Annotated in this window: 16 protein-coding genes; 11 read left to right on the forward strand and 5 right to left on the reverse strand. The window is 60.6% G+C overall.

Annotated elements, in window-relative coordinates; all coding sequences use genetic code 11:
• Window positions 1–320 precede the first annotated feature (320 nt).
• Window positions 321–521, forward strand: coding sequence for a hypothetical protein (locus EU557_RS23520; protein ID WP_125433386.1), 201 nt, complete (start codon window positions 321–323; stop codon window positions 519–521).
• 83 nt (window positions 522–604) lie between these two features.
• Here the strand turns inward: EU557_RS23520 and EU557_RS25615 are convergent, their stop codons facing one another.
• On the reverse strand, window positions 605–757 hold the full coding sequence (locus EU557_RS25615; protein WP_167855337.1) for a hypothetical protein: 153 nt from the start codon (window positions 755–757) through the stop codon (window positions 605–607).
• 17 nt (window positions 758–774) lie between these two features.
• Here EU557_RS25615 and EU557_RS23525 point away from each other — a divergent pair, with 17 nt between their 5' ends.
• The 5 genes from EU557_RS23525 to EU557_RS23545 all read left to right on the forward strand — a co-directional run bounded on the left by EU557_RS23525 (window position 775) and on the right by EU557_RS23545 (window position 8,611).
• Complete coding sequence (locus tag EU557_RS23525) at window positions 775–954, forward strand: SNIPE associated domain-containing protein (RefSeq protein WP_167855338.1); 180 nt, start codon at window positions 775–777, stop codon at window positions 952–954.
• Window positions 955–1,850: 896 nt separating this feature from the next.
• A complete protein-coding gene (locus tag EU557_RS23530; protein WP_135532933.1) occupies window positions 1,851–2,759 on the forward strand; it encodes a hypothetical protein in 909 nt (302 codons plus the stop codon).
• A 630-nt stretch (window positions 2,760–3,389) separates the two neighbouring features.
• On the forward strand, window positions 3,390–4,565 hold the full coding sequence (locus EU557_RS23535) for a TolC family protein (protein WP_167855339.1): 1,176 nt from the start codon (window positions 3,390–3,392) through the stop codon (window positions 4,563–4,565).
• A gap of 11 nt (window positions 4,566–4,576) precedes the next feature.
• Window positions 4,577–5,518: an efflux RND transporter periplasmic adaptor subunit gene (locus EU557_RS23540; protein ID WP_135437050.1), complete on the forward strand. Its 942-nt coding sequence runs from the start codon at window positions 4,577–4,579 to the stop codon at window positions 5,516–5,518.
• 18 nt (window positions 5,519–5,536) lie between these two features.
• The gene (locus tag EU557_RS23545; RefSeq protein WP_135532935.1) at window positions 5,537–8,611 is read left to right on the forward strand and encodes an efflux RND transporter permease subunit; all 3,075 of its coding nucleotides are present in this window, start codon (window positions 5,537–5,539) and stop codon (window positions 8,609–8,611) included.
• A gap of 36 nt (window positions 8,612–8,647) precedes the next feature.
• On the opposite strand, the gene EU557_RS23550 is transcribed toward EU557_RS23545, so the two are convergent.
• The 4 genes from EU557_RS23550 to EU557_RS23565 all read right to left on the reverse strand — a co-directional run bounded on the left by EU557_RS23550 (window position 8,648) and on the right by EU557_RS23565 (window position 11,878).
• Complete coding sequence (locus EU557_RS23550; protein ID WP_135532937.1) at window positions 8,648–9,538, reverse strand: zinc metalloprotease; 891 nt, start codon at window positions 9,536–9,538, stop codon at window positions 8,648–8,650.
• A 303-nt stretch (window positions 9,539–9,841) separates the two neighbouring features.
• Window positions 9,842–10,609, reverse strand: coding sequence for a COG4705 family protein (locus EU557_RS23555; protein WP_210116121.1), 768 nt, complete (start codon window positions 10,607–10,609; stop codon window positions 9,842–9,844).
• A 12-nt stretch (window positions 10,610–10,621) separates the two neighbouring features.
• On the reverse strand, window positions 10,622–11,440 hold the full coding sequence (locus EU557_RS23560; protein ID WP_081910978.1) for a phosphatase PAP2 family protein: 819 nt from the start codon (window positions 11,438–11,440) through the stop codon (window positions 10,622–10,624).
• Between the two features lie 207 nt (window positions 11,441–11,647).
• On the reverse strand, window positions 11,648–11,878 hold the full coding sequence (locus EU557_RS23565; protein ID WP_135437053.1) for a hypothetical protein: 231 nt from the start codon (window positions 11,876–11,878) through the stop codon (window positions 11,648–11,650).
• A gap of 365 nt (window positions 11,879–12,243) precedes the next feature.
• On the opposite strand from EU557_RS23565, the gene EU557_RS23570 reads away from it, so the two are divergent.
• From EU557_RS23570 to EU557_RS23590, 5 genes are all read left to right on the forward strand, one after another.
• A complete protein-coding gene (locus EU557_RS23570; protein WP_135532938.1) occupies window positions 12,244–12,909 on the forward strand; it encodes a phosphatase PAP2 family protein in 666 nt (221 codons plus the stop codon).
• A 371-nt stretch (window positions 12,910–13,280) separates the two neighbouring features.
• The gene (locus EU557_RS23575; protein WP_135437054.1) at window positions 13,281–14,645 is read left to right on the forward strand and encodes a TolC family protein; all 1,365 of its coding nucleotides are present in this window, start codon (window positions 13,281–13,283) and stop codon (window positions 14,643–14,645) included.
• A 20-nt stretch (window positions 14,646–14,665) separates the two neighbouring features.
• Window positions 14,666–15,895 carry an efflux RND transporter periplasmic adaptor subunit gene (locus tag EU557_RS23580; RefSeq protein WP_135437055.1) on the forward strand — a complete coding sequence of 410 codons (1,230 nt, stop codon included), beginning with the start codon at window positions 14,666–14,668 and terminating at the stop codon, window positions 15,893–15,895.
• 3 nt (window positions 15,896–15,898) lie between these two features.
• Entirely contained in the window at window positions 15,899–18,997 is a 3,099-nt protein-coding gene (locus EU557_RS23585; RefSeq protein WP_044019285.1) for an efflux RND transporter permease subunit, read from the forward strand.
• Between the two features lie 50 nt (window positions 18,998–19,047).
• Window positions 19,048–19,365: a hypothetical protein gene (locus EU557_RS23590; RefSeq protein ID WP_135532940.1), complete on the forward strand. Its 318-nt coding sequence runs from the start codon at window positions 19,048–19,050 to the stop codon at window positions 19,363–19,365.
• Window positions 19,366–19,442: the final 77 nt, after the last annotated feature.

The raw sequence follows: 19,442 nt of genomic DNA on the forward strand, positions 1-19,442 counted from the left end.
CCCATCCTGACCAGCAGTTCCAGCAGTTTAGTCCCAGTTCCTGAGCCACGCTACGCTGAAATTGCTCGTGACTCCGGCTGCTGGGCTTCCAGCAAGCGCTTAGCGAGCAGTTGGCGCATACTCATAAGCGGACAGAAAATTCCTTGGATCTGGACACCAGAAAAAAAGTTTGTGATAATTCTGCATATCCACTCCTTGTAGTATAAAGGGAATAAGACGGCTAAAACGCTCTGCGGCTAAAATGCTTGTTTTTAGAGTATTGCAGTCGCTATCTATGCACAACAAAGTTTATTCCACCGGCTTTTAACCATCATCTGACCATGCAACAACCCACGAGCCCTGAACGCCAGGAAGCCTACTACAAATGGCTCGCCCAGCAGGAAAAAGAAGAAAACGAGGAACGATTCCGGCAGATCAATGAAGGGGACGACCTGGGCGAGGAAACAATTGAATCCATTCTCGGTGACCTATACCCCAACCGGGAACCGGATGAGGAAATCGAAATCGACGACTACGAGTAGTCAGCTGGTGCCTGAGCACCACTGGCACGAAAAACGCCCGAGGCAAATATGGCCTCGGGCGTTTCATTGTCGTCGCGCTCCACTCAGGCCTTCTGGGACAGCAGCTGCAGGGCGTAGGTGCGGTGGGACAGCTCCAGCACGTCCGGATTTATTTTGGCCCCGGCGGCAATGCACACCCCGATGGCCTGCTTGATCATTCCCTCCTCGACGCCACGAAACGAGCGAAAGGGGTTCAAAAAACAACGTGACCGTGGTGGAACCGCGGGTTAACAAAGCGTTCGAAGCCAACAACAGACTGACCACCGCGCGGGATGCTTCCGTGTCGGCCAGCTATCTGAACCTGAAGCTGCAGGAACTCTACGTGGTGCAGGAATTCCAGGAGAAAGTGCAGGGGAAGATTCGGAAGCAGATGCGCGAGAAGGAACTCGCGTAGCGGGAACAGGACGAAGCCCGCCTGAATGCCGTGAAAGAGGAGCGCCACTATGTGGAGGCCCTTCGCAAAGCCCAAAAAGTGTGAAGCTCTACCAGAAACCCTAAACAGCTTTCAAACTAGGCGCTCTTGCAGCCGTGGGGCTGCTGGTCTACCTAAGTAAGAAGGACGATAAGCAAGCCGGAGAGCCAGCGTCCGTGCGTGCACTTTCGCGTCAAACTGGGTAGTTGGATAGCTTATAGCCTGCCAGCAGGTGCAGGTAGCCTAGGCGTGTATCTGGGTAAGTGAACACGACAGAGCGGCCAGCACGGTGCTGGAGAGGCGCTATGCAAACGAAAGCCCCTCGCGTCACTTCCTGAGGATAGCGGGCGAGGGGCTTTACCATGGTGCATACTGTTATGGGGCGTTGAGACCTCGACAAGGCGACTTACTGTAAGTCGCAGGTAGGCCTACTAGTCGCCTTTCTTATGCTTATGCGGTTTCAGATCGGGGTGTTTCGGTCTGTTTTCTTCCGTCACCCGTCTTCTTCTGTCCGGAGTACCATCTTCTTTATTAGGCTTAGGGCCGGGTTTGATAGCCATGGTAATAGGTAGTGGTTAAGGGTAAAACATGTATCTACGTGTTGAAATATACACGCTTATCGGATAAGAGGAAACGATCGTCCAGCCTTTAAATAGCCTTTATTTCCTGCCGGACAGCAAACTGAGTAATTACAGCGACTGCCCAGTTGCCCGGAGCGCGGTAACGTGTGCTATTAGTAAAACTATCACGCCGCAATAGCATTGTATTCAGCTCGTATAGGTACGTTAGCCCGGTGTAAGATCACTGAGAGTGATCAAAGAAGGCTGATAAGCCTCTGACACACGTGGTAGTTTAACTTTCTCTTTTACTTACCCTACATGAAAGTATCTGAAGTGTCGTCCGAATCACTTGTAACCATGGGATTGTTCGCCCTCTACGCGGCCGGTTACCTGATTGTGAATATGTACCTAGCAACTCACAATCTGACAGAAGCAAGTTGGTTGAGCTTTAACTATATCAAAGCGGGCATCAGCTTCTTAGGCTTTACGCTACCTCCCGTGCTAATAGCCTACTATACCACGCACGATCAAGAGCAGGTACCCATACCTATAGTGGATGCTGCGTTTGCTGTACTGGGAGCTCTTGGGTATGGATGCGCTGCGTTCACCATAACGGGGAGCTTCTCGGCAACGGCTGAATCGGTTGCGCCCATGAAAGTAGTGATCATAGCCGTCGCATTTGTTGCAGCCAGTATATTCTTATTTGCGGCGCTTAAACCGGCTGCAGGCACTCCTAATTGGGGCAAAAAGCATGGACTGCCGTGGTTCTACCTACTAGTGGCTGTTGTAATAATATGGGTAGGCGTATATGGCATGAGCTTACTCATCCTGTACTTCATCTCCAGTGGAGTGGTCTGTCAAGTAATAGTTCGGCAGATGCGCCGGATTAGGGAAAAACCTTCGCTCCAGCGAGCAGTGTGGGCTGCTATAGCAGGCATTACTTTTCTCCTAGTAGCGTGCGTGTTATACGGAGTGCTCTTCTATCGCTGGATGCCGTTGCAGTTGGGCGGTGGGCGGCCCTACTTCACCCGCTTTTACCTGCAGGCAGAAGCGCTTGACAAGCTGGTAAAAAGTGGGGCTATTACATCCCCAGCTGTGCTGCAGGCACCTGTCGAGGTGGTGTACATCTCGGAAAAAAATTACTACGTGCTGCTTAATGGCAATGCGGTTGCCTTACCCATCGAGAGCATAACTGGATACGCAGGATCCGACACCCAAAATCTCTGACCAAATTGCTTGATGTCGCAAAAGCAAGCAGTTAAGGCCGTGGTTCAGAAAATTAAATGTTACGGCACCTACCTGGTGCGCATTGAATCCTTCCCATTAAGCCTTGCATTTGTCCTTACGGGCAACTCAACAATTACACTTACATCGCGGTCTGGCAAGATTGCACAGTGACGCGCACTCCGGCCTCAACCGGTATTGACGAGTTGGTCAATATCAGTTAGAGCATAGCTTTTCGTGAGTTTGGTCTGCCTGCGTCGGATTTGTTCCGACGCTCTGCATATTGTTTTAAAAAACCGAGCCACTACTGGTTCGCTTCTCCGGTTTTGTGACCGGCGCCTTCTTACCAAGCAGTGCATGTAGAGCAAGGTAGCGTAATGGGTATAAGGTGCTCCAATTTTCCTCCAGAATTGAGTGTGTGTTTTGCTGCCTCACTCAATTCCTGTGCTTTTGCCTACCCGCTCACCTCATTGCCCGCTTTTCTGCTGCCTGTGTATACTGGTGGCGGTGCTGCTATCTGCAGGAGCCAGCCGGGCGCAGCGTTCCAGTGCAAGCAGGCCCGCGCTTACCTCGCTACTCGCTGCCCCACATAATTTACCCACCAGTCCGCGCCGACTAGCTGATTTCGTGGCTGTGGCCCAGCAGAACAGCCCCCAACTGATTGAGCTGGCCAACCAAGTCAGCCAGAACCGCCTCGACAGCCTGCGCCGCAAGGCCCAGAATGGCATTCTGATAAACGGTACCGGGGCCGCGGTGCTGTACCCCAGCATCCGCAACCGCCAGGGCGAGGCCGTGCTGGGCTACGACCAGGCCATCACCAACGGCGGCAACTACGCGGTCGTGGGCCAAGTGAGCAAACCGGTCTTCAACCGGGCATTGCTAGCCAACGATTATCGTATTCTGGGCAACCAGGGACAGGTGCTGCGCAACAACCGGCAACTAAGCGCCCTGGATTTGCGCCGCACGGTTACGGACCAGTTTCTGACGGCCTATGCCGCCCAATTGCAGCTAGACTTTGCCCGGGGCCTGCTCACCCAGTTGCGCCAGCAGGACCGCCAGCTGCGCCAGCTGGTGGAAGCTGGCATATTCAAGCAAACCCAGTACCTAAGCTTTTATTTGTCGGTGCGCACGCAGGAAGTAACGGTGGATCAGAATCGCCTGGCGTATCGCCGCGAGCTGGGTACGTTGCGGGCGTTAGCCGGAGTAGCCGACACGGCCCTAGTCGCGCTGGAAATACCGACCCCACCTACCCGCCGGCCCCTGGCCGGGCTGTTGGCTCCCGCTCAGCGCCAGTACACGCTGGATAGCCTCCGGAATCTGTTCGACCGGCGGGCCGTGGATACTTACTACTTGCCGCGGGTGAGCGTGGTGGCGGATGCCGGTTTGCAGTCCACCTCTTATCTGCCGCGGGCGCTGAGCCATAGCTTCGGAGCCAGTGGCGGGCTGCTGCTTTCCATTCCGGTTTACGATGGCCACCAGCGCCAGCTGCAATACCAGCGCATCGCCCTGAGCGAGCAAAGCCGGCGGGGCTACCGGCAATTCATCACGGTGCAGCGCCGCCAGCAGTACGAGCAGCTGGAAGGACAGATTCGGGCCGCCGATGCGCTGCTGGTGCGCATTCGCGAGCAGCTGCGCATTGCCCAGACGCTGGTGGGAGCCACGCGCCAGCAGCTGGCCACGGGCGACGTGGTCATTCTCGATTACCTCAACGTCGTGACCAGCTACCGCACGCTCCAGTTCAGTTTGTCTCAGGCGGAAACGGACCGGTTGCGCAGCCTGTACGCCCTCGACTTTCTAGCTGAGCAATAGCCCGTTTTTATATGCCTGTATACTCCCTGCGTTTTCTACTGGCTATCGGAGCCCCTCTGCTGCTGACTGCCTGTCATTCCGGCGACGGAACACCAGGAGCCGTTGCCGGAACCACTAGTGCCCCCCGCGCGCTGGTAACAGTAGGGGCCGTCCGCACCGATACCCTCACCGACGTGCTGCGCCTAAGCGCGATTTCCACCTACCCGGCTAAGGATGTACTCCGAGCCACGGCCACAGGCTACGTATTATCACCTTCACCCGTGCCCGGTCAGGCCGTCAGCGCGGGCCAAACCGTGTTTCGGGTGCAAACCAAGGAGGCGCGGGTGCTGCATCTGGATCAGCTCACCGGCGACCCGCGTCTGCGCTTTTCCGGGATTCTGGCTGTGAAAACCACGCGCGCCGGCGTGCTGGCGACCGTGGACAAGCTGGCCGGCGACTACGTGCAGGACGGCGAGCAGCTAGGCGTGGTGTACGACAAAAGCCGCTTTGGCTTTGTGCTGGATGTGCCGGCGACGCAGCTGCGCTACGTACGCCCCGGCCAGCGCTGCCGCATCCTGCTGCCCGACGGCCGGGTGCTGGCGGGTCAGGTGGCCGAAGTGCTGGCCACGGCCGACCCCACCCTGCAAACCCAGCGCTACACCGTGCGGCCCACCGGCGGAGCGGTGCCGGAACTACCCGAAAACCTGGCCGTGCAGGTGGAGCTGGACCGCACGGCTCCCCGGCCGGTGCCCACCCTGCCCCGTGAGGCCGTGCTCACCGATGAAACCCAGACCCAGTTCTGGGTGATGCGCCTGCTTGATGACTCTACCGCCGTGAAAGTGCCGGTGGTGCGCGGCCCCGAGCAGGACGGCCGGGTGGAAATCAGCCGCCCCCGGTTCAGTCCCCAGGACCGGATTCTGCTTACGGGCAACTACGGCCTCGACGATACGGCAGCCGTGCAGCTTAGCCGGTAGTAATTTCTTGCTCAGCTTATGGAAAATCCGGTTTTTCAGCGGTATAAAGCCCCCATTGCCGTGCTGCTGGCTTTGGTACTCGCCCTGGGTACGCTGGCGTACCGGTGCATCAACGTGGCCTTGTTTCCCGAAGTCACCTTTCCCAAGGTGAAAGTCATTGCCGACAACGGGCTGCAGCCCGTGGACCGGATGATGGTGACGGTGACCAAGCCGTTGGAAAATGCCATGAAGCAGGTGCCGGGCCTCAAGCTGCTGCGGTCCACCACCAGCCGGGGCTCCTGCGAAATCTCGGCCTTTTTCACCTGGAACGTGGACGTGGTGCAAAGCCAGCAGATTGTGGAGTCGCGCCTCAACCAAATTCGGGGCGATTTGCCGGCGGGCACGCAAATCAGCGTCGAGCGCATGAACCCGGCTATTCTGCCGGTGATGGGCTATACGCTGGAAGGGCCGGGGCGCTCGGCGCTGGAGTTGCGCCGCTTGGCGCTGTACACCATCAAGCCGTTTCTCTCCCAGGTGGATGGCGTGTCGGCCGTGCAGGTGCAGGGCGGCCGCACCAAGGAGTTTCAGGTGGAGTTGCTGCCCGATCAGCTAGCCGCCCTGGGGTTGACTCCGGCGACCGTCAGCGCCAGTTTAGGCCAAACCAACTTCGTGCAAAGCAACGGTTACCTGAGCGACTACCGCCGGTTATATCTGACCGTGACCGACGCTACCATCGTTACCAAGAGCGACCTGGAAAACGTGGTGCTGCGCAACGACGGGCGCCGCATAGTGCGCCTCTCGGATGTGGCCACCGTAACGCTGGGCGAACAGCCGGAATACACCCGCGTCAACGCCAACGGCCACGAGGCGGTATTGATTTCGGTGCTGCGTCAGCCCGACGCCAACGTGGTAAAGGTATCTGAAGGCGTGCTGGCCAAGGTGAAGGCGGGGCAGGCGGGCCTGCCCCGCGGCATCACCCTGCAGCCCTACTACGACCAGGCGGATTTCGTGTCGGAGGTGGTCAAGTCGGTGCAGGACTCGCTCTGGATTGGGCTGGCCCTGGCCCTGGTGGTGACGGCCCTGTTTCTGCGCTCCTGGCGGGCTTCTCTCACCATCCTGCTCACCATCCCCATTGCCCTGGCCATGACGCTGGGCGTGCTCTACTTTGGGCTGGGCTACTCCCTAAACATTATGACCCTGGGGGCCGTAGCCGCCGCCATCGGCCTCATGATTGACGACGCCGTAGTCATGGTCGAGCAGCTGCACCGGGTGGGTGAGGACCATCCGGCCGCCAGTCCGGGCGAAGTGGTGGCCCGGTCCGTGAAGCACCTGTTGCCGGCGCTGTTAGGCTCCTCCTTGAGCACCATCGTCATTTTCCTGCCCTTCGCCCTGCTGGGCGGCGTAGCCGGGGCCTACTTCAAAGTGCTAGCCACCACCATGGTCGTCGCTCTGGCCTGCTCGTTCCTGGTGGCGTGGCTGGGCTTGCCGGTACTATATCTACTACTGTCCAACTCGAAAAAAGCGGCACTTTCCAAGACTACCCAGCCCTCCCCCGTGATGGATTCTGCCCACCACGATATTCCGTGGGTGCGGGCCGTCATCCGCCGGCCGGCCTACAGCCTGCTAGGCATCGTGGGGTTGCTGGCCACGCTGTGGATAGTTATTCCACGCCTGGCTACGGGCTTTTTGCCCGAGATGGACGAAGGGGCCATTGTGCTGGACTACAACTCGCCGCCCGGCACCAGCATCGAGGAAACCGACCGGATGCTGCGCCAGGCCGAAAAGCTGATTCTGCGCGTCCCGGAAGTGGCCAGCTATACCCGGCGCACGGGCACACAGATGGGCTTTTTCATCACCGAGCCCAACCGGGGCGACTACCTCATCCGCCTGAAAACACCCCGGAAGCGCACGACCGAAGAAGTAATAAACGACATCCGTCGGCGCGTGGAAGCCACCCAGCCGGCCCTGACTATCGACTTTGGGCAGGTAATTGGCGATATGCTCGGCGACTTGATGAGCACTGTGCAGCCCATTGAAATTAAGATATTCGGCCCCGACGCGGCCACCCGCTACCGGCTTGCCGACCAGGTAGCCACCGTAGTGGAGCATACGCCCGGCACGGCCGACGTCTTTAATGGCATCGTGCGCATGGGGCCCGCCGTGGACGTGCGCCCCAATGCACGGCACCTCGCCCAGTTCGGGCTGACCGGCACCGACTTTCAGGCCCAGCTGCAAACCCAGCTGGCCGGCGTAATAGCCGGCAACGTGCTCGAAGGCGAGCAGCTGCTCAACATCCGCCTGCGCTACCCGCAGGCCACCCAGGCTACGCTGGCGCAGCTGCGGGCCCAGCCGGTGTTCTTGCCCAATGGCCAGCGCCGCCGCCTCGATGAGCTGGCCACGGTGCGCATCAGCGCCGGCGACGCGGAGCTGGAGCGGGAAAACCTGCAAGCCATGACGGCCGTGACGGCCCGCCTCGACGGCCGCGACCTGGGCAGTGCCATGCGCGACATCCAGCAGCAACTGGCCCAGTCAGTGCCCCTGCCGCCGGGCTACTTTATTCAGTATGGAGGTTCCTACGCCGAGCAGCAGCAGTCGTTTCAGGAGCTGCTTACGATTTTGGCCACCGCTTGCCTGCTGGTGTTTGCGGTGGCGCTGTTCCTGTTCAAAGACCTGAAAGCGGCGGGACTAATTCTGCTGGTGGCCATTCTGGGCCCGGCCGGGGGCAGCCTGGCGCTATACTTCACCCACACCCCGCTGAACGTAGGCTCGTACACGGGCCTAATTATGGTGGTGGGCATCATCGGGGAGAATGCCATCTTTACGCTGCAACAGTTTTTCGAGAACCGCGCCGAGGGCAACCCCGTGGCCCAGGCCATCGGCTACGCTATTGCTGCCCGCCTGCGGCCCAAGCTGATGACGGCGCTGGCCGCCATTGCCGCCTTGCTGCCCCTGGCCCTAGGAATCGGGGCAGGCGCTCAACTGCACCAGCCCCTGGCCATTGCCGTTATTGGGGGTCTGCTGCTGGCCCTGCCCCTGCTCTTAGTAGTGCTGCCCAGTCTGTTACGGCTGGCATACGAGGTAAAGCTCTATGCACCCGTAACAAAAACGAGCTAGCGCCCCAAACTGGCCAGAAGAGCTGCTGTGCAGCCCCTAGCCCTTCAGTAGCGTGGATGCGGTGCTCGACGCGGGAAAAGGATAACACCGACTAATGAACGCAATGTCCTGTGCAGACAGCTGGGTGTTATGCGGCGTAGGTGTGGGGGGGACGGTGAATTCCGGGGGGAAACTATAGTGCATAATCGAAAGCGGATCATATCCCGAATTCGTGATGAGAGCCTTTTCCGCTTGTTCAAAGAAATTGGTGTCCACTTTCTGCCGATCCCATCCGTAGGCCTGAAACAGTCGGCTGTAGATCAGAGGCTTGTTCCACTGGATAGCAGCTGCCGGACTCTGATGCTCGTGCACGCACCCCAGGCAATGGCCAAACTCGTGCAGTATCGTAGCCGGGAAAGCGTCCGGACTGGTCGTTTCGTCCGACAGATCAAAATTCATCGTGGCTTTGTTCTGATCGCGTTCCGTCAGAGCATCCGTGCCTACTAAGGACCAGGAGCCGCTGCGGGTAAAGCTAATTCTTACTTCCGCCTGCCCCTGCGCAATAAAGTCAAACGTGATGTTGGCATGGGTTTCCCACGTTTTGGCAATTGTTTCAATTTGACGGTGCACGTGTTCCGGCCCTTCTAAGAATCTGACCCGCAGGACTCTGCCTGCTTTCCACAGGTGCGTTTGCAGAAGAGCCAATTCGTGCAGAATTTCCCCGGTTTCCCTTCTGCCAATGACAGTTTCTTTGCTGAGCAGCAGCTCAGAGTACTCCTTGTTGCCGGCCGCTATTTCCTGCAGCAGGTATCGGGCGGGCTTATGGCCGTAAATCGGCTCGGTTTCCGCATTCATGACATTATCGGCCCGTTCTCGTAGCGCGACATACAGGCCGTATTCCCCTCCGTGGAGACGCGTGGTGCAAAGATTGAGCGGGGTATTTTTCACAGGCGTAAGTAGTGTATGTAAATGAATTCAGCCGCATAAGGCGGCGAAAGCAGCAGGAGGTATAACACCCCGTAAGGAGGGCTCAAAACACTCACCCTGCTAACTTCAAGGCCTTACGCGGGGGAACTAACTTAGCACAATTCAAGGTGAACCGATAAAATGCTAGTTCGCGAATTCTCTAAGTCATTCATCCCTAACGCTTACTGCTTGCACAGTAAATAGGTCTGAAACCTGGATAATTAACTGTCTGCTTTTCGACTATAAAGCAGACAGTGCGCTGGCCGCGAAGCATATGCTCTTTGGTTATAAAGGCCGTGGATTTGTAAGGTCAGCGCGGCGGTTAGGGCGCCAACTGGTGTAGGCAACCAGAATAGCTAGCAGCCCAAACAGGATCAGCGAGGAACCCTGGGTGCCAAAGCCGAGGCCATGTTTAGCTACCGGTTTGGTTAACAAGTCACCGAACGTAGCTCCGAACGGGCGGGTCAACACGAACGCCACCCAAAATAGAAACACGTGCGAGAGGCAGGTGAAATAGTACGCTAGCACGACTAGGGCCAGCAGGGAGCCGATGAGCAGCGCCCCTCCGGCGAACCCTAAGCCGGAGTCGTCAGCCAGATAGTCACCTAAGGCCGTGCCCAGCGTGTTGGAGAATAGAATTGCCGTCCAGTAAAACAGCTCCCCCCGGCGAGTGGTAATCGTACTGACCGAGAGGGTTTTCTCGCTGAGCCGCCATAGCCCCAGTATTACGGCCAGCAGCGTTACCAGCAACGCTGAACCAGTAGCGTAGCCTAAACCCATGGTCCGGTCCATGTAGTCTGACATGGTGGTGCCCGCCGTGCTGGTGGCCAGAATCACGGCCCAATACAGCGCGGGGATGTACCGACTGACAACTAGCTGGGCAGCCAGGACGACCAGGAACACGCCCAGCAGCAATAGGGAGCTAACCCCGTAACCCACGTTCAGGGTTTGCGCCAGCAGGTCCCCGGCCGTTTCGCCCAAGGTGGTGGCACAGATCTTCATCACCCAGAAGAGTAGGGTGACTTCCGGGATTTTCTTCAGCGCGGTCTGCATGAGGCCAGCTAGTTAATGAGCGCGCCAGCTCAGCGTCAGGCCGGATGTGCCACCGCCAAAATAGGCCGGAGCCACGTTCAGGCCTACCAGGCGCGGCTGCCGGCCCCAGCGGTTGCGGTGGGTAAGATAGCCCAGGTGTGCGGAGAGAATACCGAAACCCGCGCCCGCCACCACGTCGCTCTGCCAGTGCTTGTTGTTGATCATGCGCAGGGCCGCTACGCTGGTAGCGATAGTATAAGCACCAATGCCATACCACTGGCTTTTGTCGCGGAACTCCGTGTGCACGATGCTAGCGGCCAAGAACGCCTGGGCCGTATGCCCTGACGGGAAGGAAAGGTTATCAGAACCGTCGGGGCGGGTTTCCCGAGTTAGGTTTTTGACCGCGAATACGGATGCCAGCATGAATAACTCCGACTTGCCGATAACCAGCAGGGTGTTCAGCCGGTCGTCGCGTGACTCTACTCCCGAGAGGGCTACCAATCCCAGCTCGGCATAGGGGGCAAAAATCAAGATGTCGTCCAGCCGCGTACGGTAGGTGGGAAACAGCTTGTGAATGTCGCGGTTGGCTTGCTGATTAGTGTAAAAGCCTCCCCCGTTGAAGGTATAGGCCCCGTAGCCGATAAGCAGCGCGGGCACAATGCTGGCCTTCACCAGTTTGCCCTTGTACCAGGGTTTGGAAGCTGGTGGTGCCGCCGCCGCGGGCACCTCGAATTTGTGCAGTGAGTCCGCGGCCGGCGTGGGCGGATTCTGGGGAATCTGGGCGTAGGCCGGCATGGACAGGCTCAGAACTATCGCCGCGAAAACGGCGCGGCAAGACGATGCAATACGCATATGTTGGTAGCTAGTGTGTAACCATGGCCCGCATCAGCGAGGAAAAGGGTTCTGAAATCGCGCAAACCTAACGGCGGATTCTGGCGGAAATCTGAGTTTTAAAGCTTACTCTGGAGCGGCTGTGGTTGAGCTTTCCTTCGTGCGTAGCTATCTAATCCGCACCCATTAGGTTCGTGCTGATAACAGCAGCTAGCAGAGTCTTGCGGCTTACGTTTCCCGAGTATAAGCAGCGTCCAGGGACACGCAGTGGGGGCAGCGTGCCCGAGTTTCCTCGATTCGGGTGGGCTCGTAGTATTGCCACTCACCTCCAGCCTTCACCTGCTGACCAACGGGACACCCGTCGTTGTCGTGGTAGGGGTAGCGTACTGGCCCCGGAGCTGCGGACCGTAACCCAGTTGCGTGCTGGTTATGCTGGAAAAAAGGCGGAGTCTTGGCCATCGGTATGAAATAGCTGGCGTGTTGGCTGAAGCCAGGTGAAGTATTTATGATCCAGCCACTGACACAGAAAGCGGCATCTGGCACCTTATCCGGGCAACTAGTGAGCAGACGCTGCTACAAGCTCGATAAGATAGAGTGCGACGGCAAAGGTGCCCGCTGATTCTGAAGCAAAACTGACGCCTGCCTGACCGCCGCTATCCGGCTGGAGCGGCGGGGTCCGGCCAACTTCCAGACGCACCTGGACAAGCTGCAGCAGGCTCCTTGGTGGCTAGGCCTCAGTTTTTACTCAGAATCCGATACTAGTCTTGCTTTTGCCGGCTCCCCTGTGAGTTGGTACGGAAAGAGGTTTTACAAGACTGTTCACTATGGATCTCTCTGATCTGACTCACCTCCTGCGCCACTTGCTCCGGCAGCGGCGCCAGGTGGTAGTACTCCTGCTACTAGGCATTATCCTGCCTTGGAGCGCGTTTCTGAAGGCCGCCTCAGAAATCCGGGAGGGGGAAGGCTTCCCTGGCGACCAGGCCTTTCTGCGGTGGCTGCATGCCCATGCTACGCCCCCGCTGGACGCCCTCAACCTGCTGCTGACCCGGGTCGGCGGACCCCAGGTAATGGCCGTTGTGACCCTGCTCATTGCGGGTTTCCTGTTCTGGCGCCGCTCTTACCACCAAGCCTGGTTTTTCTCGTGGGCAGTTGGAGGCGCTATGGTTATCAACCTGCTGGCGAAGGCGCTGTTAGGCCGGGTCCGACCGGCACTCTGGGTATCTCTGGCTCCGGAAACGACGCCTAGCTTTCCCAGCGGCCACGCCATGGGGTCGGCGGCGGTGGTGCTGGCGTTGGGGCTGATACTGGTCCACTCGCCCCGGCGCTGGCTGCTGTGGCTGCCGGGGGCACTGTTTGTGCTGGGGGTGGGCATTTCGCGCATGTACCTGGGCGTACACTATCCTTCCGATGTGCTAGCGGGCTGGATTGCGTCCGTTGGCTGGGTGACGAGTGTATACCTGCTTTTCAACCGGTCCACCCTGCTAAGGTAATTCGGGAGTGAGGGTCGAAATAGTCGGCCAAGTCGCCTTTACACGCCCTTAGTATACAACTCAGTTTAGCGCTGACAAGATATTCTAAGCCCGTTAACCAGTCTGGAAGCTGGCTAACGGGCTTTTTCACTACGGGACCGTTAGTTTCTGGCTTAATAGGGTTTATTCAGAATTGCTTCAGAAACGGTGCCTAACCTTGTGCGTAGTGCTGCTTCACGCATTCTTCATAAATATCTAAAGTACCATTCATATGACAGCAAGATGCTTTTAAAGCAGAGTGCTGGCGGACAGCTGATAAAACAATCCTGTTTTACAACCTCACATGCGGTAGCCATGCGCTCTTCGCTTTGTTGCACTCATAGTTAGTTGCCGTGACTTTTTTCCTTCCGAATCGACTTTCAAATCTTCTGGTCTTTCCCCTCCACCGCCGCGGCGTTTGGCTACTGGCTTTGCCGCTGCTGCTGGCCGGCTGCGTCAGCACCAAGTCAGCGTACACCCGCGACCATGTGGCCCGGCGCCTGCAAGCCCGCGGCGGCTACGAGCTGGGCACGGCCCGCAGCGCCAGCGCCCTGGCCCCGGCGCTGCCTACTCTGCAGGACGGCCTGAGCGAAGACGAGGCCATCCGCCTGGCCCTGACCCGCAACCCCGCTTTCCAGGCCGACCTGAGCACGCTGGCGCTGGCCCAGGCCGATTTACAAGACGCTGGTTTGCTTCCCAATCCCGTGCTGAGCCTGGTGACGGCCCACGGTACCGCCCCGTTCTCCATGGCGCTGAGCCTAGCCTCTGACCTGCTCTGGCAGCGGCTGTCGCGCGTGGGGGCCGCTCAGCTGGAAACCCAGCGCGTAGCCGAAAGCCTCGTCAGTCGCGGCCTGCTGGTTAGCCGCGACGCCCAGGTAAGCTACACGGATATCACGCTGGCCGATGAGCGGCTGCGCATCGCCCGTGAGGCCATTGTGATGCGGGCCGAAGTAGCGCGCATCGTGCGGGCCCGCTACCGCGCAGGCGAGGCCAGCGAGCTGGAAACCGTGGCGCCCAGCGCCGATTCCCTGCGCGCCGTCGACGACTACTACCGGGCCCGCCGCGACAACCGGGTGGCCCGCCTGCGCCTGCTGGCTACGCTGGGCCTGGACTCCGTGAATGCCGATTCCCTGCGGTTCACCGCCGCTCCCGTCTCGGCGACTCTGGTGCCGCCCTTGCCGACGCTGCTCGATTCGGCCTACGCTGCCCGGCCCGACTTGTGGGCAGCGCGGGTGGGCATCGAGGGCATTGGCCAGCGGCTGCGGTGGGAACGGAGTCGGGTGTTTTCGTTCATCGTTTCGCTGGACGCCCGCTTCAACAACCCCAACCCGGTGCACCTGGGGCCGGGCGCAACCATCGGCCTGCCCCTCTTCAACCGCAACCAGGGCCGCATTTCGCGGGTGAAAGCCGAGCTGGAACAAGCCTCCTGGCAGTACCTGACCCTGCGCCAGACCGTGAACCTGGACGTGCGCGAGGCCTACGCCCAGTACGAGCAGGCCACCCAGAGCGTCGCCCTGTGGGAGCGGAGCTACCTGCCCAGCCTCCAGGACGCGCTGCGCCGCTCCACCAATGCCTTTATCAACGGCGACTTCCCTTACGTGCAGGTGGCCGAAACCACCCGCCAGTTGCTCGATGCCCAGCAGCGTGCCGCCGACGCCCGCGCGGACCAGCGCCGCGCCCTGGCCCGGCTGCGCTACGCTGTGGGCGGCCGCTTCTAATTCTTCGATTTCTTCTCTGTATGTACTTCCCCAAGTTTACATTCTCCCTGCTGGCAGCGTCCCGCTGCCTGGCACTGAGTGGCCTGCTCGGTGGCGCAGTTGCCTGCGGCAAAGCTGAAAAGCCCAAAGCCGTCAGCCCTTCCGAGGTTGCAAACCCGGTCAAGGAGTCAGACCTGACCACGGTGACCATTACCGCCGACGCGGAAAAGCGGCTGGGCATTAAAACCGTGGCGGTCAAGACCGACAACGTGCAGGCCACCCGCGAGGTGGGCGGCGAAATCCAGGCCGTACCGGGCCAGGCTGTGACCATCGTGGCCCCGGTGCAGGGCACGCTGCGTGGCGGGGCCGGCCTCACGGCCGGCCAGCGCGTGCGACAGGGGCAAACCCTGTACCAACTGGTGGCACTGCCCGCCGAGCGCGACCTGCTCACGCTGGACCAAGGCACCACCCAGGCCCGCACCCAGCTGCAGGTAGCCCAGGCGCGCCTGCAACGGGCCGAGGCCCTGCTGGCTGACCGCGCGGGCAGCGTGCGCGCCCGCGATGATGCCCGCGCCGACGTGGCCCTGGCCCAGCGGGCCCTGGCCGATGCCCGGGCCCGACAGGGTGCTCTGAACGGCAACACCGGCGGCGGGCAGAGCCTGCCCATCAAAGCACCGTTGAGCGGGGTAGTGCAGCGCGTCACGGTCGCGCCGGGTTCGCTGGTGACGGCCAACACCGTGCTGCTGGAACTGGCCTCCTTGAACAAGGTGTGGGTGCGGGTACCGCTGTTCGTGGGCGACTTGCGCCGCCTGGGCAAGGACCAGGCAGTGACCGTGCGGCCCCTGAACGGCGGCGCGGCCCGGCAAGCGCGGCCGGTGGAAGCGCCCACCATTGGGGGCACGGCGGGCACGGCCACGGCCGATGTGTTCTACGAGATTGACAACACCGACGAGGCCTTTCGCCCCGGCGAGCGGGTGGCCGTGGACGTGACGCTGGGCAACGCGGCCAGCGGCGCCACAAATGGTATGACGGGTGCGGCTACCAGTACGGCGGCGCTGACTGTGCCTACGGCCGCACTACTCTACGACGCCTCGGGCGGGCAGTGGGTGTACGTGCGCACCAAGCCCTTGCAGTACGTCCGCCAGCGAGTGGAGGTGCAACGGGCAGTGGGGGACCAGGTGGTCATCTCGCGGGGCGTGAAAGCCGGCGCCGAAGTCGTGACCGACGGTGCGGCGGAGTTATTCGGAACCGAATTTGGCGGCAGCCACTAAGCGATGAAGTGGATAATAGAATCGGCGCTGCGACTACGGCTGGTGGTAGTCATCCTGTTTGGCGTATTGCTGGCAGCAGGGCTGCAGGTGGTGCGTAACACCCCGTTGGATGTGTTTCCGGAGTTTGCGCCGCCTTACGTGGAAGTGCAGACCGAAGCCCCCGGCCTGAGCACCGCCGAGGTGGAAGCCCTGGTGAGCGTGCCGCTGGAAAACGCCCTGAACGGCACGCCCGAGGTCAAGAAAATCCGCTCCAAATCGGTGCTGGGCCTCTCGTCGGTGGTGCTGTACTTCCCTCAAGGCACCGACATCAACAACGCCCGGCAGGCGGTGCAGGAGCGGCTGGCACGGGTGGCCCCTACCCTGCCCGGCGTAGCCCGGCCTCCGGTGATGCTTTCACCCTTGTCCTCGACGAGCCGGGTGCTGAAAATTGGGGTGTCGTCAGATAGTCTGACCCAGGTGGAGATGACCACGCTGGCCCGCTGGAGCATCCGCCCCCGCCTGATGGCCGTGCCCGGCGTGGCCAACGTAGCCATCTGGGGGCAGCGCGACCGGCAGTTGCAGGTGCTGGTGAACCCCGAGCAGCTGCGCACCCTGGGTCTGACCTTGGCCGAAGTAGAAAAGGCGGCGGCCGACGCTACCGCGCTGGCCGGCGGCGGTTTTATCGATTCGCCCAACCAGCGCCTGGCCGTGTCGCAAAGCTCGGCCATCCAGTCCGCTGCTGACCTAGCCCAGATGCCCGTCACGTTCCGCAACGGCGTGAGCCTGAAGCTGGGCGAAGTGGCGCAGGTGGTCGAGGGCTTTCCCGCCCCCATCGGCGACGCCGTAATTAACGACGGGGCCGGCCTGCTGCTCATCGTGGAAAAGCAGCCGGGAGCCAACACCCTGGCCGTGACCCAGCAGGTGGAAGCCGCGCTAAATGCCATGCGTCCCGGTTTGAAGGGGCTGGAAATCGACTCGACCATCTTCCGGCCGGCGACCTTTATTGAAATGTCGCTCAGCAACCTGAACAAGTCCCTGCTCATCGGCTGCGTACTGGTGGTGCTGGTGCTGCTGTTTTTTCTGTACGAGTGGCGCACGGCCCTCATCAGTGCGCTGGCGTTGCCCACCTCGCTCATCGCGGCGGCGTTAGCGTTACGCTACTCCGGCAAAACCATCGACACGATGGTGCTGGCCGGCCTCATCATTGCCCTGGGCGAAGTCGTGGACGACGCCATTATCGACGTGGAAAACATCATGCGCCGCCTGCGGCTGAATCACGAGGCCGGCTCGCCTAAAACGGCCTTTGCGGTGGTGTACGAGGCCAGCATGGAGGTACGCTCGGCCGTGATTTACGGCTCGGTTATCGTGGCGCTGGTGCTGCTGCCCATTTTCCTGCTGCCGGGCTTGTCGGGGGCGTTTTTCCAGCCGCTGGCCTTTGCCTACGTGCTGGCCATTCTGGCCTCGCTGTTTGTGGCCCTGACCCTGACGCCGGCCCTGGCCCTGATTCTGCTGCCTAAGGCGGCGGAGAAAAAGTCGAAAGATGCGCCGGTGGTGGCCTGGCTCAAACGGCACTACGCCCGCATCTTGCCCACCCTGCTGGCCCGGCCCAAGCGCGTGGCCTGGTCGCTGACGGCAGCCGCGGTTATCTCCATGCTCACGCTGCCGTTTTTCGGCCAGGAGTTTCTGCCCAACTTCAAGGAGTACGATTTTCTCATGCACTGGGTAGAGAAGCCCGGCACCTCGCTGCAGGCCATGTCGCGCATCACGGTGCGGGCCAGCAAGGAGCTGCGCGCCATTCCCGGCGTGCGCAACTTCGGGGCCCACATCGGCCGGGCGGAAGTAGCCGACGAGGTGGTGGGTCCCAACTTTACCGAATTGTGGATTTCCGTCGACCCCAAGGTGGACTATGAGGCCACCGTGGCCAAAATCCAGACGGTGGTCGACGGCTACCCCGGCCTGTACCGCGACCTATTGACCTACCTGCGCGAGCGCATCAAGGAAGTGCTGACCGGTACCTCGGCCACCATCGTGGTGCGCATCTTCGGCCCCGACCTCGACCAGCTTTACACCAAGGCCAAGGAAGTGGGCAGCAAGCTCGAAGGCGTAGAGGGCGTGGTGGACCTCAAAGTGCAGCAGCAGACGCTCGTGCCCCAGATTCAGGTGAAGATGAAGCCCGAAGCCGCGGCCCGATTCGGTCTGAATCCCGGCACGGTGCTGCAGGCCATCAGCACCGTGGTGAAGGGCCGGAAGGTGGGCGAAATCTACCAGGAGCAAAAGATTTTCGACGTAGCCGTGTGGGGCCAGCCAGCCATGCGCGCCGACTTCGGGGCCGTGCGCGAGCTGCTCATCGGCCTGCCTGGTGGCGGGGCCGTGCCCCTACGCGAGGTGGCCGACGTGCGCATCGTGCCCACGCCCAACGAAATTACCCGCGAGGCCTCGTCGCGCCGCATCGACGTAACGCTCAACGTGCGGGGCCGCGACCTGGGCTCGGTGGCCCGCGACGTGCAGGCGCAGGTGGACGGCGTGGCCTTCGGCGCCGGCTACCACCCCGAAATCCTGGGCGAGTACGCCGAGCGACAGGCCTCGCAGAACCGCATGGCCCTGCTGGTCTGCCTCTCGCTCATCGGTATCTTCCTGGTACTCTACACCGACTTCGGCACCGTGCGCCTGGCCGTACTGGGGATTCTGAGCTTATTCTTCGCCGTGTCGGGCTGTTTGCTGGCGGCGTTTCTCACCGGCGGGGTGCTCTCGCTGGGCTCCATCGTGGGGTTTATTACGGTACTGGGCGTGGCGGCCCGCAACAGCATCATGCTCGTGAGCCACTACCGCCATCTGGAAGTGGAGGAAGGCATGCCATTCGGTAAGGAACTGATTATCCGCGGCTCATTGGAGCGGATATCGCCCATTATCATGACGGCCCTGACCTCAGTGCTGGCCCTGCTGCCCATCATCTTGGCCGGCAACGAGCCGGGCTCTGAAATCGAGCACCCCATGTCGGTGGTTATTCTCGGGGGCGTCATCACCTCCACGGTGCTTAACCTGCTGGGCATGCCCGCGCTGTATTGGGCTTTCGGCCGCAAGGCCGGAGCGGAACCAGCGCGGGCAGAACCAGCCGTCGCCTAGCTCCGATGACTGTCGTCTGCCCCACTACGAACCCAAACCCCTCAATCAGGTTGCGCGTCGCTTGGGCCGGAGCCGGGCTGGTGTTGCTGCTCAGCAGCGGCCTGACTCCACATGGCGCCCTTTCGCCTTCGGTGGCGGTAGACCCCAACGCGGTGCGCACGGTGGCCGCCCGACCCATGGACAAGTCGCTGCTGGTGTACCTCGCCGCCGACGATTACCGGCAGATAGCGGTCTCGTTGACCCGAAAGTTTGGCGAAAAGTTTCGGGCGCGGCGCGACCACCTGCCGGCCGTGGCGCGTGCCCCTGATGAGCTTATCTGCCCAGTCAAGCCCGGTCGCATAAAGCATAAATCGGCCAACCTCGCTTAAGTCGGCCGGAAAATCAACTTCTTCCACAATGTCGCGGTCAGCAGGGGTCATCAGTCACTGCCTACGCCAACCTGTCA

The organism is Hymenobacter wooponensis, from assembly GCF_004745865.1.
GTDB classification, from domain to species: domain Bacteria; phylum Bacteroidota; class Bacteroidia; order Cytophagales; family Hymenobacteraceae; genus Hymenobacter; species Hymenobacter wooponensis.

Excerpts from the sequence above, each read along its gene's own strand:
- EU557_RS23565 (WP_135437053.1), bottom strand. The coding sequence starts at position 11,878 with ATGGCCAAGACTCCGCCTTTTTTCCAGCATAACCAGCACGCAACTGGG.
- EU557_RS23570 (WP_135532938.1), top strand. The coding sequence starts at position 12,244 with ATGGATCTCTCTGATCTGACTCACCTCCTGCGCCACTTGCTCCGGCAG.
- EU557_RS23555 (WP_210116121.1), bottom strand. The coding sequence starts at position 10,609 with ATGCAGACCGCGCTGAAGAAAATCCCGGAAGTCACCCTACTCTTCTGG.
- EU557_RS23545 (WP_135532935.1), top strand. The coding sequence starts at position 5,537 with ATGGAAAATCCGGTTTTTCAGCGGTATAAAGCCCCCATTGCCGTGCTG.
- EU557_RS23560 (WP_081910978.1), bottom strand. The coding sequence starts at position 11,440 with ATGCGTATTGCATCGTCTTGCCGCGCCGTTTTCGCGGCGATAGTTCTG.
- EU557_RS23580 (WP_135437055.1), top strand. The coding sequence starts at position 14,666 with ATGTACTTCCCCAAGTTTACATTCTCCCTGCTGGCAGCGTCCCGCTGC.
- EU557_RS23540 (WP_135437050.1), top strand. The coding sequence starts at position 4,577 with ATGCCTGTATACTCCCTGCGTTTTCTACTGGCTATCGGAGCCCCTCTG.
- EU557_RS23520 (WP_125433386.1), top strand. The coding sequence starts at position 321 with ATGCAACAACCCACGAGCCCTGAACGCCAGGAAGCCTACTACAAATGG.
- EU557_RS23585 (WP_044019285.1), top strand. The coding sequence starts at position 15,899 with ATGAAGTGGATAATAGAATCGGCGCTGCGACTACGGCTGGTGGTAGTC.
- EU557_RS23530 (WP_135532933.1), top strand. The coding sequence starts at position 1,851 with ATGAAAGTATCTGAAGTGTCGTCCGAATCACTTGTAACCATGGGATTG.